This is a genomic window from Mesorhizobium sp. NPDC059054 (assembly GCF_042739215.1).
Taxonomy (GTDB): domain Bacteria; phylum Pseudomonadota; class Alphaproteobacteria; order Rhizobiales; family Rhizobiaceae; genus Mesorhizobium.
On the sequence record NZ_JBHYHV010000007.1, the window covers coordinates 127,756 to 143,662 of the forward strand.

At 60.9% G+C, this 15,907-nt stretch carries 14 protein-coding genes; 1 reads left to right on the forward strand and 13 read right to left on the reverse strand.

Features of this window, described 5'->3' with window-relative positions; translation table 11 throughout:
- Window positions 1-57 precede the first annotated feature (57 nt).
- The 8 genes from ACFWXH_RS27175 to ACFWXH_RS27210 form a co-directional block, all read right to left on the reverse strand.
- Window positions 58-1,356, reverse strand: coding sequence for a D-tagatose-bisphosphate aldolase, class II, non-catalytic subunit (locus tag ACFWXH_RS27175; RefSeq protein ID WP_379124545.1), 1,299 nt, complete (start codon window positions 1,354-1,356; stop codon window positions 58-60).
- A complete protein-coding gene (locus tag ACFWXH_RS27180; RefSeq protein WP_379124547.1) occupies window positions 1,353-2,306 on the reverse strand; it encodes an SIS domain-containing protein in 954 nt (317 codons plus the stop codon). The genes ACFWXH_RS27175 and ACFWXH_RS27180 overlap by 4 nt, the downstream gene beginning before the upstream one ends.
- A 12-nt stretch (window positions 2,307-2,318) precedes the next feature.
- Window positions 2,319-3,176 (reverse strand): carbohydrate ABC transporter permease, encoded by an 858-nt coding sequence (locus ACFWXH_RS27185; RefSeq protein ID WP_054312716.1) that lies wholly within the window; start codon window positions 3,174-3,176, stop codon window positions 2,319-2,321.
- Window positions 3,176-4,090 (reverse strand): carbohydrate ABC transporter permease, encoded by a 915-nt coding sequence (locus tag ACFWXH_RS27190; protein ID WP_054312715.1) that lies wholly within the window; start codon window positions 4,088-4,090, stop codon window positions 3,176-3,178. The genes ACFWXH_RS27185 and ACFWXH_RS27190 overlap by 1 nt, the downstream gene beginning before the upstream one ends.
- Window positions 4,087-5,343 (reverse strand): ABC transporter substrate-binding protein, encoded by a 1,257-nt coding sequence (locus ACFWXH_RS27195; RefSeq protein WP_379124548.1) that lies wholly within the window; start codon window positions 5,341-5,343, stop codon window positions 4,087-4,089. The genes ACFWXH_RS27190 and ACFWXH_RS27195 overlap by 4 nt, the downstream gene beginning before the upstream one ends.
- 26 nt (window positions 5,344-5,369) lie before the next feature.
- Window positions 5,370-6,332 (reverse strand): N-acetylglucosamine kinase, encoded by a 963-nt coding sequence (locus ACFWXH_RS27200; RefSeq protein WP_379124549.1) that lies wholly within the window; start codon window positions 6,330-6,332, stop codon window positions 5,370-5,372.
- Window positions 6,329-7,123, reverse strand: coding sequence for a DeoR/GlpR family DNA-binding transcription regulator (locus tag ACFWXH_RS27205; RefSeq protein WP_054312712.1), 795 nt, complete (start codon window positions 7,121-7,123; stop codon window positions 6,329-6,331). The genes ACFWXH_RS27200 and ACFWXH_RS27205 overlap by 4 nt, the downstream gene beginning before the upstream one ends.
- Before the next feature lie 181 nt (window positions 7,124-7,304).
- Window positions 7,305-8,621: an alpha-glucosidase/alpha-galactosidase gene (locus ACFWXH_RS27210; protein ID WP_379124550.1), complete on the reverse strand. Its 1,317-nt coding sequence runs from the start codon at window positions 8,619-8,621 to the stop codon at window positions 7,305-7,307.
- 109 nt (window positions 8,622-8,730) lie between these two features.
- Between ACFWXH_RS27210 and ACFWXH_RS27215 the strand changes: the two genes are divergently transcribed.
- Window positions 8,731-9,624, forward strand: coding sequence for a helix-turn-helix domain-containing protein (locus ACFWXH_RS27215; protein WP_379124551.1), 894 nt, complete (start codon window positions 8,731-8,733; stop codon window positions 9,622-9,624).
- Window positions 9,625-9,747: 123 nt separating this feature from the next.
- On the opposite strand, the gene ACFWXH_RS27220 is transcribed toward ACFWXH_RS27215, so the two are convergent.
- From ACFWXH_RS27220 to ACFWXH_RS27240, 5 genes are all read right to left on the reverse strand, one after another.
- Window positions 9,748-11,037 (reverse strand): NtaA/DmoA family FMN-dependent monooxygenase, encoded by a 1,290-nt coding sequence (locus tag ACFWXH_RS27220; RefSeq protein WP_379124552.1) that lies wholly within the window; start codon window positions 11,035-11,037, stop codon window positions 9,748-9,750.
- A gap of 122 nt (window positions 11,038-11,159) precedes the next feature.
- Window positions 11,160-12,077, reverse strand: coding sequence for a hypothetical protein (locus ACFWXH_RS27225; RefSeq protein ID WP_379124553.1), 918 nt, complete (start codon window positions 12,075-12,077; stop codon window positions 11,160-11,162).
- 11 nt (window positions 12,078-12,088) lie between these two features.
- Window positions 12,089-13,339, reverse strand: a complete 1,251-nt coding sequence (locus ACFWXH_RS27230) for an acyl-CoA dehydrogenase (protein WP_379124554.1) — start codon at window positions 13,337-13,339, stop codon at window positions 12,089-12,091.
- A gap of 91 nt (window positions 13,340-13,430) precedes the next feature.
- Window positions 13,431-15,068: a dipeptide ABC transporter ATP-binding protein gene (locus tag ACFWXH_RS27235; RefSeq protein WP_379124556.1), complete on the reverse strand. Its 1,638-nt coding sequence runs from the start codon at window positions 15,066-15,068 to the stop codon at window positions 13,431-13,433.
- Window positions 15,065-15,907, reverse strand: coding sequence for an ABC transporter permease (locus ACFWXH_RS27240; protein ID WP_379124557.1), 843 nt, complete (start codon window positions 15,905-15,907; stop codon window positions 15,065-15,067). The genes ACFWXH_RS27235 and ACFWXH_RS27240 overlap by 4 nt, the downstream gene beginning before the upstream one ends.

Here is a 15,907-nt window from a genome sequence, read left to right on the forward strand (position 1 = left end):
GATTTGACTTCCTGCGCAGTGATCGATCACGTCGATCGCACGAAGCGTGGAACGGACCTATGCAATCGTCGCGGCAGAATAAGGCGCTAGAGCCATCTCGATCGCCGCAATGCAGAGATCCCGCGCGCGAGGCGGAACCTTTTTGTCGATCACAGCCGGATAGATCCGGCCGAGATACTGACTGATCAGCGTTTCCGGAATATCGCCATCCAGACGTGTAAACAGGCTCTCGACAGCTGACACTGCCCGCTTGTCCGGCCAGTAGTAGCGGATTCGATCGCTATAGCTGAAATGCCGCTGCAGCCGCTGTTCCTCAGCTGATCCGCCATAATACGAGCCCCACGACTCTGGCTTTTCAAGCATTGTTGTTTCCATGATCGCGTAAAGCGAATCCGACGACGCCTCCGCCGCGAGAACCTTCGCGATGGCATCGAGGCCATAAAGTGCCTCGCGCAACGCAAAAGTCAGACCAGGGCCGACCTTTAGGATCGCGAACCCGCCGTCCACGAGCGCTGCAAGGGCACGAGCAGGCTGATAATCCGTGGAATGTGCCTCAAAGATCAGGCCCGGCATGTGGTCCAGCGCACTGACCAGCGCATGCGTCCGATCTGGTCTGTAAACGGCAACATCGGCATTGCTGAACTCGACGCCAGGCTGAACAACGATGCCGATCACGCGCTCGATCGCTGCTTCTATACCGGCTTTCGCAAATGCAGCATGGTGCACTTCAAGTGTGCTTATCGATGCCTCTGGCCGGGTGATTTCCAGGTTATCAAGGGCATGCGAGGCACCACCAGGCGGTGGAACCTCGGTACCTATGATGTAGACAGGCGCCCGATGGCCGGACCGAAGCGCGGCGTCTTCCGCCACCCTCGCCAATCGGGCAGCGCGCCCTGCGGTCAGTTCGTCGGTCAAGGCGACAGGTTCGCCGGCACAGCCCATAGACGTGTCGAGATGAATCTTTTCAAATCCAGCCTCGACATATGCCGCCATCATTGCTTCGGCGCAGACCATCGCATCATGCGCAGGAAGCTTCTTCCAGGGATTCGGCCCGAGATGGTCGCCCCCGAGGATAAGGCGCTCAATTGGAAAGCCGACCGCGGACGCTATGTCTTCGACGAAGCGTCGAAAATCGCGCGGTGTCATCCCGGTATAACCACCCTCCTGATTGACCTGATTGCAGGTTGCTTCGATCAGGGCCGCCGAGCCCTCGGAGGCTGCGTGCTTCAGCGCCGCCTCGATGACAAGCGGATGCGCGGAGCAAACCGATGTGATCCCGCGTGGCAATTTCGGCATGCGGTTACGGAGGAGTTGCCTCAGCGCGGAACTGCGATTGTGTTCGACGGACACGTTCATCCCAGCATCACGACTTTGGTCAGGTGACGGGGGGCGATGGTGTCGACTCCTTTGGATTGCGCCGCGCGTTCGCCAAGAATCTGCAAGGCGGGAAGTGCGCAAAGGCCTGTAAAGGCAGGATCGCAACCGACACTCAATTCCAGGTCGCCTGGACCGCCGAAGCCGATGACGGTCGCTCCCTTTTCCCGCACCTCGTCGACCAGCAGCGCTTGCGCGGCCTTCTGATCGGCACCGTAAAGCATGACAACGGCGGTCTTTTCGTCGACGAGACTAATCGGTCCATGCCGATACTCCAGCGGATGGAAGCCCTGCGTGACGATCTGGCTCATTTCCATCAGTTTCAATGCGCCTTCCAGGGCGATGCCGTACAGCGAACCGCTGCCGAGGAAAACGAAATGCGAGCGTCCCGCGAGGATTCCGGGCAAGCCCGCGTCGAGTTGATCAGCCAAGCGGCGCGCAGATGAGACGATCGATGGCGGGATTTGAGCCCCGATCATCTGCATGCCCAAAAGCAGCATCAGACTTGCCGAAACTGTCATGACGATGCCTTCTTCGTCATGGGTTTCGGCTTCGATCAGCGTGTCACAATTCTTGGCAAGCGAACTTGTCGCCTCAACGGTGATTGCGCTGACATGAGCTCCGGCGATGCGGCTCGCTTTGGCCGCGGCCACGGTCTCAGTGGTTTCACCGCTACGGGAAAGTGCCACCACATGAGTCGATTTCCAGTCCGGCCAGGATAGCTTTGGATGATTGAGCCATTCCCCGCCAGGGACTGCGATTGCAGGCTGGCCAGCTGAATTGGAATAGGTAGCAAGCGAAAGCGCCAGATTATACGACGTACCGCAGCCGACGAAAACCTTCAGCTTTGAATCGGAAGCAGTTGGGATCCTGCTCATCGCTTTTTCCCAAAAGGGAAACTGTTCAAAGATGACTTTTTCTGTCGTATTCATAGTAACTCCGATTTACTTGACCGAGCCCGCCAGCAGCCCGCTGACCAGATACCGGTTGAGGAAGATGACAACGAGTGCAGGGATGATGATGGCAATCGAGCCACTTGCCGTGATCAGCCCGTAGTCGATGAAGTTCTTGGTGACGAATTCGGGGATCAGAACCGTCAGCGGTTTCGTCACATTTGGCGAGAATATCAGCGGGACCAGATACTGCCCCCAGGCGCCGAGAAATGTCAGGATTGCAGCGGCCGTCAGACCAGGCCCGGCCAATGGCAGCACGATTTTGAAGAAGATGTACAGGCGGCCAGCGCCGTCGAGTTGCGCTGCTTCCTCCAGGGAAAGCGGCAGGGCCTCAAAGACACTGCGTAGCAACCAGAGCGACAGCGGCAGATATGCCGATACATAGATCAATGCCACGCCAAGATAGGTATCGACCAGGCGAAGGCTGATCATGATCTGATAGAGCGGTATCAAGACCGCGTAAGCGGGGATGGCTAGTGTCGCGACAACGGCGCCGAACAGAAATCGCCGTCCGGGAAAAGTCAGCCGTGTGAATGCATAGGCGCCCAGGGCGGAGATCGCGACACACAGAACTGTGGCGGCAATCGACGTGACGATGCTGTTCAGAAGTGCAGAGCGAAACTGCGCCCAAACCTCCACGCCACCGATCCGCGCCAAGTCGATTCCAAGCAGGCGTGAGAAATGATCGAGCGTGAAGCGTTGCGGTAGGAAATGGATGGGGCGGGCTGAAAAATCTTCAGCCGGCGTAACCGAACTTGCAAGCGTCCAATAGATCGGCCCGAGAGACCAAATCAGCAGGACTGCAACACCGGTCCAAATGAAAAGACGATGGCCAAGGCTTTGTTTCATCAGTCCAACCGTGTGTTGCGATAGACACGTAGGACATAGACAAGCGAGACCAGCAGCGACACGAATGTGATCACAACCGAAAGAGCCATGCCGTACGAGAACCGAAGATTCTGGAACGTCTCGAGGTAGATCTGTACGAGAACAGGGCGCGTCTCCAGGCTCGAGCCCGCCAACACCCACGCCTCATCGAAAAGGTTGAATGCATTGACGGTCGCATTGGTCATGGCGACGGCTATCGCGCTGCGCACCAGCGGCAGGGTGACCAGGGTGAACATTTGCCTGTTCGTCGCGCCGTCAATCCGCGCTGCCTCGTAAAGATGGGCAGGAATGCTCTGCATCGCAGCAAGCACAATGACGACTGTCAAAGGCATCATGCGCCAAACGTGAACCACCGTAACGGCAATGATCGCGCTGGTACGGTCGTTAAACCAGACGTGGTTTTCGAACGGCAGTCCCATCGCTGACAAAATGCCGTTCAGCAGCCCCGCGCCGGGCTGGTAGATCCAGAGCCAGATCACTGCATTGACGACGCCGGGAAGTGCCCAGGGCAGCACGACTGCGGCAAGCAACCATCGCCGGCCGACCTTGACCTGGTTGATGAGCGCTGCAGCGAGCACCCCGAAGACCGTTTCGGCTACGACGGCGAGAATGACGTAAAGAAGCGTGTTGATCCACGTCGTTCCCAATTGTCCGTCGGAGAACATCCGAGTGTAGTTCTCGAGACCAACAAAGGGTGTCCCAGGCTGCATGGGATTGACCCTGTGAAGGCTATCCCAGAGCGTCCTTCCGATCGGGAAGAAGACCAGGGCGGCCATCGTTATCAGGATCGGAGAGACAAGCAGTATTCCAAGCGTGGTGTCGGCGTTAACCCCGACACCACGCTTGTTTCCCGCCGCAGCAATTGCGATCGTCATTGCGCCGCGGCCTGCTTTGCAGCCTCTGCAATGTTCTGCATGGCCTGATCGACAGTGATCTGGCCTTTCGCGGCGCTATTGATCGCAGTGTTTACAGCGCTTGAAAATTGAGGATACCAGGTCGGCGTTCCTTGCGGAAAGAGTGCGTCGACGGTCTTTGATTGCTCGACGATCGTATTGCCGCTTTGCAGCTTCCCGGCCTGGTTCAACTCCGCCAACGCCGATGTTCGGGTCGGAAGAATGCCGTTGACCGCATTCTTTTTCTGGAAATCCCTGCTGGTGAACCATTTGACGAAAGCAACGGCGGCTTCCTTGTTTTGCGAGACTCTGGGAATCGCAAGTGCTTCCGGCAGGCCGAAGCTCCGCGTCTTGCCGCTTTCTGTGGGGACCAGGATTGCCTCGGCCTGACCAGCGATCTTCGACTGCTTGGGGTCGTTCATCTGTGTGAGACGCCCCGGCTCGCCGGAAACCATGATGCTCGTCAGCCCCTGCGAGAACATCGCATCATTGATCTGGCTGTCCTTCAGACCGGTAGAAGCTGGATCGACCAAGCCTTCCTTCAAAAGCATCAACTCGAAGCTCAGTGCTTTGTGACCGGCCGAGTCCGGGGTTGTGAAAAGCGGATTGAAATCCTTGTCAAAGAGTTCCCCACCAAAGGCCTTGGTCAAAAGGTACCAGCTTGTCGAGGCGCCCTCGGTTGCCGAAAGCGGCAGTCCAATCGGATATTCGGACACCCCTTTCGCCTTGATCTTTTTCGCCGCGGCGACCAGGTCGTCGAGCGTCTTGGGCATCTCCGCAACGCCGGCATCTTCGAAATGCTTCTTGTTTACCAGCATCACCCGAAAGTCGTTGGTGTAGGGAACTCCAAGCAGCTTGCCATCGACGCTGAAGATCTTCGCGACGGCGATATCGTTGACCGTATCGGCATCGATGACGTCATTGAGTGGCATGTACCAATCGGCAGCGCTGAACTGACCGGTCCAGGACCAATCAAATTCCGTGACGTCGGCCGGCGCGGTGCCGGCAACCAGTGCAGTGACGAGTTTGGGGCGAATGTCGTCCCAGGACAGTGTTTGCAGATCGACATGAATCCCGGTCTCGGCCTCGAAATCTGCTGCGACAGTGGCACCTTGCGGGGAAGGCATCAGCACGGTGATCGATTGTCCGGCGAGCGGTTTCGCCTCCTGAGCGAGAACGGGGCCGGCGGCAATGAGCGTCGCCAGCGCGACGAATGGCAAAGTAATTTTACGCATGTTCCCTTCTTTCCTTCTTGTTGAGGTTACTCACCTGAATGCATCGCCGCAGTCTTTGCCGTGGCGGCGATTTGCGCGATCCAGCCATCATCCACTGGCCAGTCGAGGAGTTGGGCGGCCGCAAGGAGAGCACCGCCAATGGGAGGAAGCTTCGGTCTGACGGGCGGGCTTCCGATGCGCCGTTCAACTGCGGCAAGCAAAGAGCGGCTTGCAAAGGTTCCGCCCGCATAGGTCCAGTCAGCCATCCGGTCACAATGGGGCGCTATGGCTTGGACATGCTTGGCGAGTTCGACGGCAGCCCGATCAATCAGTTGTTTCGCACCGGGATCTCCAGCGCCTGCGACACGATCAACCAAAACAGAAAGGGCCGCGATATCGGCACGAGGATTGGCCAGCTTGCTCACCCATCCGCCAAGCGCGTTGACCGGATCGGAACTGTCTAGGTCCAGGAACTCAAACACGGCCTTGGCTAGTGCGGTCTGGCTTGCGCGCCGGTCGAGACTTTGACTGACAAGGCTGAGGGCCGCCCGCCCGATCCAATAACTGCTACCCTCATCCCCGATGACATCACCCCATCCTCCAACACGCGCCGAAACGCCAGCGGCGTTGCGTGCCCAAGCCATCGAACCGGTTCCGGAGAGGATGAGAATGCCGGGCTGGCCGACAAATGCGCCCAGATGGGCTGCCTCGACATCATTGAGGAGATGCTGCCGCGCCTTCGGGAAGCTGGTCCCGATAGCCTCGGCCTGCTGTTCTGACAGATTGGCCACCTCGCCATAGGCGGGCAAAGCGGCGGCGACGGCGGCAAGCCGCTGTTCCCCCTCGAACGGATGCAGGGAAAAATCCAGTTCGCGCCGCCAGTTCGGATTGTCCATCGGATTGACGCCGCCGCTGCGCGACATCCGCAGAACTGTGCCGGTTCTGTCCGCGAGTGCGACCAGTACCTTGCTACCGCCGCCATCCACGCCAAGGATCAGGTCGCCGTTCACTCTTGCGTTCCCAGATCCGCGATCGTTGTCTCAACGCCAAGGTTGGCAAGCTCGCTTCGCCAATGCGTGGACAGGCCGGTATCGGTGATCACTTTCGCTGCACTCAACGGAGCGACCTTGTACGTCGCCATGGTGCCGAACTTCGAAGAGTCAGCGAGTACAAAGCGGTGCGCGGAGCGGGTGAGCATGCATTTGTTGAGGCTCGCCTCTGCGCTGTCCACGCTGTAGATCGCCCCATCGGGGCTGATGGCACTTACCCCGAGGAAGAGTTGATCGAACCAAATTGATTCCAGCATCGCTTCAGCTTGCGGCCCGACAAGCGACGCATTTTCGCTACGCAGCTGTCCGCCAAGCAACGCGACTTCCAAATTGGGAACATCGAGGAATTCCTGGGCAACCGTCAGCCCGTTGGTAAAGATGCGAAGCGGAATGGGGTTGAGGCGGATCAGGCGCGCAAGCTGCAGCACGGTGGTTCCCGCATCGAGAAAGATCGAAGTACGCGGCGTGAGCAGACTGTAGGCCGACGTCGCAATCGCGCGCTTGGCGGATAGATGTCGCTTTGCCCGTTCCTGAAAGGCAAGCTCTACGGACGAGCCATCCGCGATCCGGGCACCGCCGTGGGTGCGGTCGATGACGCCTTCTCTTTCCAGGACCTGCAAATCCCTGCGGACGGTTGCCAGCGAGGCGCCGATGGCATCCGCAAGCGCCTGAATGGTCGAAAATCCGTTCGCATACAAATGGCTGCGAATAGCGTCGAGACGATCGACCTTCACTCCTCCCGGCTGGCTCATGAAGCTCCTCCCCTTCCCGATCGCCTCTATTTCGATCAAATATCTGCTATAAAAAATCAGTGTCAATCAGAATCTTGATGGTTTTTGATCATTTTTGATCGCACCAGGCATGCAAACGCGAAGGCGCGGCCCTTCTCGAGAAGGGCCGCGCCACAAGGTTGCTGTTCTGTTCAGATAGGGATCAATGATATGCGGGCAGCAGATCGCCGTGACGTTCGATCATATCGTCGACCAGCTTCCAGACCTGATCCGGCGATAATTCCGCCGATGTATGAGGATCCAGCAGAGCTGCCTGATAAATGCGATCGCGCTTCTTCGTGAGCGCTGCTTCAACCGTCAACTCCTGCACGGACACGCTCAACCTCATCACCGCTGCGAGCTGGGAGGGTATTCGTCCGATCCGTACAGGCTGTATGCCGTTATGATCAACATGGCAGGGCACTTCAACGATGCATTCATCCGGCAGGTTTTGGATCAATCCATTGTTTGGAACGTTTCCATAAATCAGCGCCGATTGGCCTGTCACAGCGGCATGGATGATCCCAGCGGCATATTCGTTGCTACGACAGACTTCTATCGGTTTGCCGCCCTCCAGGTCCCGACGCAATGCATGCCATTCGGCGATCTGAACCTCGCAGCGGCGGATATATTCGTCCAACGGAATGTTGAGCCGCTCGACCAGATCCTGGCGCCCTTCCTTAATGTACCAGGACGTATATTCCGAAAAGTGTTCGCTCGATTCCGTGACGAAGTGCCCAAGCCGCTTCAGCACGTCAAAACGAACACGATCGTCGGATGGAACGTGTCCTTCCACCTCAAGGGCACGCAGTCTCGGATAGAGGTCTTCGCGGCGACCGTCGGCATGCAGCTTCTCATATTTGAGAAAGAATGCGACATGGTTGATCCCGGCCGAAAGATAGTTGATGTCGGCAACCTTCTCTCCAAGACAATCCGCGAGATGGGCCGCTGTATGCTGCACACTGTGGCAAAGTCCTACAGTCCGAATGGCCGGGGCAATCTCCTTGATCGCCCAGCAATTGATCGCCATCGGATTTACGTATTGCATGAGCAAGGCGTTGGGGCACACTTCTTCCATGTCGCGGCAGATTGCCTGGAGAACCGGAATGGTGCGCAGCCCGCGAAAGATACCGCCGATTCCAAGCGTGTCGGCTATGGTCTGCCGGAGCCCGTGTTTCCTTGGAACTTCGAAATCGGTGACGGTGGCCGGTTTGTAACCGCCAACCTGCATCATAAGAATGACGAAATCCGCCCCCTGCAGGGCCAGACGGCGATCAAGCGTCGCCTCAACCCGGATCCGATCGAGATTCAGCGCCTCGCAGATGCGGCGAGTGACGATCTCCGAGGTCTTCAAGCGTTCGGGATCAATGTCAAAGAGACTTATGGTGTAGTCGCCTCTGCTCTTGCTGGACAGAACGTCGCCCAGAATGTTCTGGGCAAAGACGGTGCTGCCTGCACCGACGAGACAAATTTTGGGCATGAACGAACTTTCCGCTGGCAAGTGACGCGATGATAGTCACTCTTTTATGTGAGAGTTTCCTCCTGCATTTTTGACAATTAATCCGAGATTCGAGATTCCTAGGCCGGCGATGTCCCAGAAACCGACCGATCAGCAAGAGGCGACTATTGTATCTCAGGACGACTTCCTGATCGAAAGTCATGTTGCCTCAGCGATGGCTGCCGCTCACTGGCACAACCATCTAGAACTGAACCTGCTGCTCAATGGACGCATGACCTATCTGTTCAATGGAAGGCAGGAACATGTAGAAGCCAACCGGCTCGTACTCTTCTGGGCGGCCATACCGCATCAGACGATAGATGTTAGCGCCAACGCTGTCCTGATCTGTATTTACCTCCCGTTGGCTGATTTCCTGAGCTTACCAGTCGACCGAGGAGCCAGACGCCGAGTGATGCAGGGCACGTTCCTGTCTGAGCCGTATGAGAGCTTGACTGACGCCAGAATTTCGGAGCGGTGGGTGCAAGAATGGGATCAAGGCGACCCCACACGGCGCGAGCTCGCCATGGAAGAAGTCAAGCTTAGAATTCGCCGTCTTATTCTCGATACCAGCGGCGAGAAGGAACTCTCGCCACATCGATTGAGGTCGCTCTCATCCGGGCCTGCAATTCGTCATGTCGAAGTTCTCACCGAACTGATCAACAGACACTACGCCGAGCCCCTGACCGTACCCCAATTGGTCAATCTCGCGGCAATGCATCCGACCACTGCGAACAAGGCCTTTCGCCAGGTGCTGGGCATTTCCGTCAATGAATATCTCATCCGCTATCGTATCGCGCGCGCAATACAATTGCTGGCCGACACGGAAGAGCCGATCCTATCGATCGCATATGGCTGCGGATTTGGATCGAGCAGTCGTTTTTACGAGGTGTTCAGAAAGCGGACTGGAAATACGCCGCGGGCCTTCCGCAGATCATTCAATTTGCGGCCAAGCAAGAAGGAAGATGTGCTTGGATCGAAAGAATAGCGGCCGCAGCGCCCAAGCCTCGGCTTGTGCGCCAGATTCCAGAGCGGTCGTTGCGTAGGGTGACAGCGGGCAAAATCCGGTCGGCGCGCGCAGTTGGCCACACTGCATCTGTCGAAGCACCGGTCAGAAGGCAGGCGTCGGCGAGGCTGCTCGGAAGTGGTCGCGCAGCGTTTCCGTCTCGTATTCGTGACGGTACAGGCCGCGCTTGCGCAGGATAGGCACGAGTTCATCGACGATCACCGCGAGCCCATCGATCAGTCGATCGGGTTGCAGATTGAAGCCGTCGATGGCCCCGGCGTGGAACCAATCCTCGATGTGATCGGCAAGCTGTTCGGGAGTACCGACGAAGCCGGCATGGCCTGACCCGGTGTAGCGTGTCTGCTTGAGATATTCGCGAACGGTGGGGTTGGTCTTGCGGATCTGCGCAATGATCGACTCTCGAAAGCCTACGCTGCCTGAAAAGGTCTGAGTGTCGTTGAGAGGGCGGAGAACATCCTCGGGAAACGGTTCGTCGAGTTCGAGTTTCGAGGCGTCGTAGCCGATTGCCTGCGACAGCCAGCCGATCGAGTAGGACGCCGGGCCTGCGTCATGGAGATCATCGCTGCGGCGGCGTGCCTCTTCCTCCGTGCTGCCCAGGCTGAGCAGCAGGCCCGGCAGGATCTTGATGTCGTCAGGCGAGCGGCCGTTGTCGCGTGCGAAACCCTTGACCAGGCGATAGTGCTCGATGGCTTGATTTTTGGTGAGTTCGGCCGCGAAGACGCCTTCAGCCACGCGCCCCGCGAGTGCGCGACCCTGTGATGAGCCCCCCGCCTGGAAGATGATCGGGCGGCCTTGCTTCGACGGCGGCACGCGCAGACGGCCCTCGACATGGAAGAACTCGCCACGGTGGTGCACGTCGCTGTTCGTGGCTGCCGAATCCCACAGCGCCCGTACCACATCGACGAATTCGCTAGCGCGTTCGTAGCGGTCGTCGCGAAAGGGGATGTCGGGCATACCAAAGTTGCGCGCTGCGGGGACGCCGCGGGTGGTGACGACATTCCATGCCGCGCGACCACCCGTCTGATGGTCCCACGAGAGCAGGCGCTCGGCAAGTTCGAAGGGGTCGTTGAAGGTCGACGAAGCGGTGGCGACCAGCCCCACGCGCGAGGTCGCCGCCGCCACCTGGCCCCAGTTCACCGTCGGCTCGAGACGGATCGGATTGGCGTCATACGCCGGGTCGCCCAGCAGCGGGCCGTCAGCCAGAAACAGGGCATCGAGGGTGCCGCGTTCGGCGGTCCTGCCAAGGTTCGCCCAGTAATCTGCGTCGATGAAGGAATCCTTCTTCAGCAGCGGTGTCTTCCATGCCGCCGGGAGATAGCCCAGCACCAGCACGTTGATGCCGAGAAGAACGTGACCGGATCGCTTGGACGTCATCGGTGATGTCTCCGTTGTTGCCTGGAGCGTTTCCGTTTTCCCGGAAACGCGAAAATGCTCTAACGCTTTGTTTTTGCGCAATTCCGGACGTAAAATCGCTGCGCACTTTTGCTGGACTTGCTCTAGAGGGAGACGTGCGGCCGCGGCACCGGAAATGCGGCGCGCGCCGTGGCGGGCAGCGGCGCTGGGGCGGACAGACCGAGCGCGCCGCGCAGGGATCCACCGGGCGCAACGGGAACGAAGCCGTCGGCAAGCCACCGCTCGGCGGCGTCGAGCAAGTCGTCCACCGAATGCTCGAGGCCGGCACGCAGGACGACGCCCGCAACCCCACCCGCCGGCGGCTCCTTGCCCAGCGCCACCACGGGTATGGAGCCCCCATCCCCGATGACCAGTTCGATCGGATCGCTGCCCGGCGGGCTGTCCGCTGCCGTTGCGGCATACCACGCGATCACCGACGCCCCCGTCGCCGGCTCGGGCGCGTTCAACGGTCCCGCGATGGAGAAACTGCTGTCGATATCGACATGCACGATGCGGTTCGACTCCACCAGAATACCGGTTTCCCGGTTGCCGATGATCGAGGAGTGCGGCCAGCTTTGCTCAAGCGCACGCACCGCCCGGGCCGCATCGTAGGCTGTCTGGGCGTTGAGCGGCGCACCGCCTCCAAGTCCCGCTCCACCCCAGGCGGGGGCTTGCCTCGGGCCTTCGGGCGCATAACCATCGCGTACCCCGATCAGCAGGCCGCTGCGGCCATGCGACAGGTGGGCAAGCGAGGCGACGCGGCGCGCAATGTTGTACGGGTGGTCACGCTGCGGTGCCGCGGCAATGAAAAAGCGCCCGTATTTCGTCGCGCCCGCCAGGGTCGCGCCGACGGCACTGCTCGCAAGCGTGACCGGTGCCGGTGTGCTGCCGTCGACCCGGTCGATGCCCAGCACGCTGAACGCGACCGGCAATGCGTCCCATCGGGACAGCAGCGCACGGCTTGCGCTGAGTTCCACAAGGTGCGGTCCGGCCAGGCCAAGGGCAAGATAAGGAGCTGTCATCGTGGCGTCTCCTAGTTGCCCTGGCCGCCCCGCCCAAGTCGGGCGATGCTCGACGCGGGCGAATTGTCGTTGACCAGATAGTCCCCCAGGATGCGTGCCTTGTAGGCAACCGGGTTATGCGAGGCGAGCGTCCGCGCATTGCGCCAATGGCGGTCGAGCGCGGTTTCTTCGGAAGTGGCCGACGCACCCAGAGCGTCGAAGACATGGGTCGCCGCGTCGAGGACGCCGTCTATGATCGCGAGTTGCGCCTGCGCGACCGCCACTTCCCCGGCGACGACGAGCTTGTCTCGCAACGCGATGTCGCCCGCCGCGTGGGCGGCGGCAATGAGGTCGAGCGCGTTTGCGGCACGGCGCAATGCCGCTTCCGTGGAGAAGACCCGCACCGATACTTCCCCGATTACCTGCAGCAGTTGCGGATCGAGCGCCGGGACGGGGTTCAGGCCTTGCGGATAGTTGCGCCCGCGCGACTTGAGCGCCGCGATGCCGTCGCGCAGGATGGCGCGCGTGATGCCGGCAAGCACTGCCAGGATTGCCGTCTGGTAGAAATGCCCCTGGTAGACCACACGCTCACTCGCCGGGAAGACGTCTCCCTCGCGCGCCACGGCATCATGGTAGGTGGCGCTGCCGCTTGCCGTGGTGCGCTGGCCAAAACCTGGCCAATCGTCATTGAGCACGACGCCCGGCTGGTGGCGCGTCACCAGAGTGGTGATGAGCGAGCCGTCCTCATCTTTGCCGATCACGTCGAGCCAGTCGGCATAGAGGCTGCCGGTGGCGTAGAACTTCGCACCGGTGACCTTGTATTGGTCGTCCTCGCGGGTCACGGTCGTTTTGATGGTGGCGTAGGTACCGTTGTTTGCTTCGGTCCAACCGCCTCCGACGAACTCGCGGTCACGAAAACGCTGGAACCAGCGGTCGTTGGCCGGTGATGGCTGCGCATTGAGGCGATCTTCGATAAAGGCGAGATGATTGCGCCATACGTGGGCGATATTCGCGTCGGCTTCCGCCAGCAGGGCCAGGAGATAGTAGGTCTGCTCCAACGAGGCGCCCCACCCGCCGAACTCCTCGGGCACGCGCACGAGCGCGAAATCGGCATCCTTGAGCCATTGCACCTGCTCGAAAGGAAAGATGCGATTGCGCTCGCGCTCGACATTGCCCTCGGCGATCCGGTCGAAGATCGGCCGAAAGCGCGCCACCAGCTCGTCTTCCCTCGCTGTGGCAGGACGCAAGTAGGTCAGCGAGATTGGTTCACCCACTGCGGTCATCTTCATTCACTCCTTGTTCGTACGTGCTTCAAAATCGAGTTGATGGGGTGCAAGGTGAGGGCGGGCCGGCCCTGCCGCGTCGAAGTCCTGACTATTCGGCGGCTGCCCGATCCGTTGCCCGCCGCCGATGGTCCCAGCCAAGACCGGGCACCGCCGCTAGCAGCGCGCGCGCATAGGTGGAGCGCGGGCGCGAGAGCACCTGTCCCGACGTTCCGTCCTCGACGATCCGGCCTTCCTGCATGACCACGATCCTGTCGGCGACAGCGGAGGCGACACGAAGATCGTGTGTGATGAACAGCATGGACAGGCCGAGGTCGCGCCTGATCTCGGCGAGCAGATCGAGGATCTGCGCCTGGATCGAGACGTCGAGGGCCGAAACGGGCTCGTCCGCAACGAGCAATTCGGGCTGCAGCATCAAGGCGCGCGCTAGGCCGATGCGCTGGCGCTGGCCGCCCGAGAAGGCGTGCGGAAACCGGTCGGCCGCCGCCGCATCGAGCCCGACGCGCGACAAGAGCCCGAGCATGCGCTCTTCCGCGGCCTCGCGCGGCAAGCCGTTGACGATCGCGGCCTCGGTCAGGATACGCCGCACGCGGTGACGCGGGTTGAGCGAGGCGAAAGGGTCCTGGAACACCATCTGGATGCGTGGCCTCAGCGCCCGCTCCCGCGCCGTCCCGGCGAGTTCCCTCCCGTCGAAGCGAAGCTTGCCGGCGTCCCAATCGGCCAGTCCGACGATGCATTGGCCGAGCGTCGTCTTGCCCGAGCCGGACTCGCCCACCAGCGCAACCGTCTCCCCTCGCCCGATCGTCAGGCCGACGCCATCGAGCGCCCGCGTCTGCGACTTCGCCTGGCGCCAGGGCGCGCGTCGCTCGCGGTAGGTCTTGACGAGGCCTTCGACCGCGAGGAGCGGATCACCCGCGACGCTCTTCATGGCCACGCCGGCATGCAGTTCCGGGACAGCCTCGATGAGGCGCCGCGTGTACGGATCGCGTGGCTGCTCCAGCACGGCGGTGGCGGTGCCCGTTTCAAGCATGCGGCCTTCCTTCATGACCGACACCCGGTCAGCGATGTCGGCCACCACCCCGAAATCATGGGTGATGAAGAGTACTGCGAGCCCGAGCCTCTGCCTGATGTCGAGGATGAGCCGGAGGATCTCGGCCTGGGTCGTGACGTCCAGCGCCGTGGTCGGTTCGTCGGCGATCAACAGGTCCGGCTCGTTGGCGATCGCCATCGCGATCATCACGCGCTGCCGCTGCCCGCCCGAAAGCTGATGCGGGTAGCGGTGGACGATGTTCTCCGGGTTCGGAAGGCGCGTCGCGCGCACCAGCTCCAGCACGCGGGCGGCACGCTCCGTGCGATCGCCATTGTCGTGCGCGGCGAGCGCCTCCTCGATCTGCCGCCCGACAGTCAGCACCGGGTTGAGCGCGCTCATCGGCTCCTGGAAGATGAAGCCGACGCGTTTGCCGCGCAGCCGCCGGAACCCGGCCTCGGAAAATCTCGTCACGTCGACACCGTCGAAGCGAATGTTGCCGCCGGTGATCCGAAGCTGCTTCGGGGGCAGCAGGCCGGCGATGGCCGCGGCGAGGACGGACTTGCCCGAGCCGGATTCGCCGACCAGGCAAAGGACCTCGCCGCGGTCGATCCGCAGCGACACCCGCTCGACCGCGAGATGCCTGTCGGCATCGTCCGGCAAGGCGACGGAGAGGTTCTCGATCTCGACCAGTGCCGTCATCCGCGCTTGCCCCGGCCGCTGCTGCGCGGGTTGAGCCAATCGTTGAGGCCGTCGCCAACCAGGTTGAGCGACAGCACAGTGAGGAAGATCGCAACGCCGGGAATGGTCGACAGCCACCAGTTGACCCTGAATGCCGTCCGGCCGGTGCCGAGCAGATACCCCCACGAGACAAAGGAGCGGTTGCCGAGCCCGAGGAAACTGATGCCGGATTCGATCAAGATGACGGTGGCCGTCATCAGCGATGCCGCGACAATGACCGGCGACAGCACATTGGGAAGGACGTGGCCCCAGATGATGCGCGGCGTCGACAGTCCCCCGACGCGCGCCGCGCGGACGAAATCCTGGCTGGCCAGGCTGAGCACCTCGGCCCGGACCAGCCGCGCAATCTGCGGCCAGCTGACCAGGGCGATGGCGAGAACGATCGAGGTCAGCGACGGCGCGACGATGGCGACGATCACCACCGTGAGGAGGAAGCTTGGAATGGTCTGAAAGAACTCGGTGAAACGCATCGCGATGTCGTCGACCCGCCCGCCGAAATAGCCGGCCACCGCCCCGACCGCGACACCGAAGGCCACTGCGAGCCCCGTCACCGCCACCGCGATCAGCAGGGTGACGCGCGCACCATGCGCGATGCCGGCGGCAAGGTCGCGGCCCAGCATGTCGGTGCCCAGCAGATAACCGGGGCTGAAGGGCGGCAGGTTCGGCCGCGTTGCCATCCGCCAGGGATCGCCGGGGTAGAGAAGGTCGGCGAACACCGCCAGGAACAGGATCGCGGCCAGAAGCGCCGTGCCAACGGCTGCGCCCGGGTTCCTCGACAGAATTTCTCTCGGCCCCGCCAT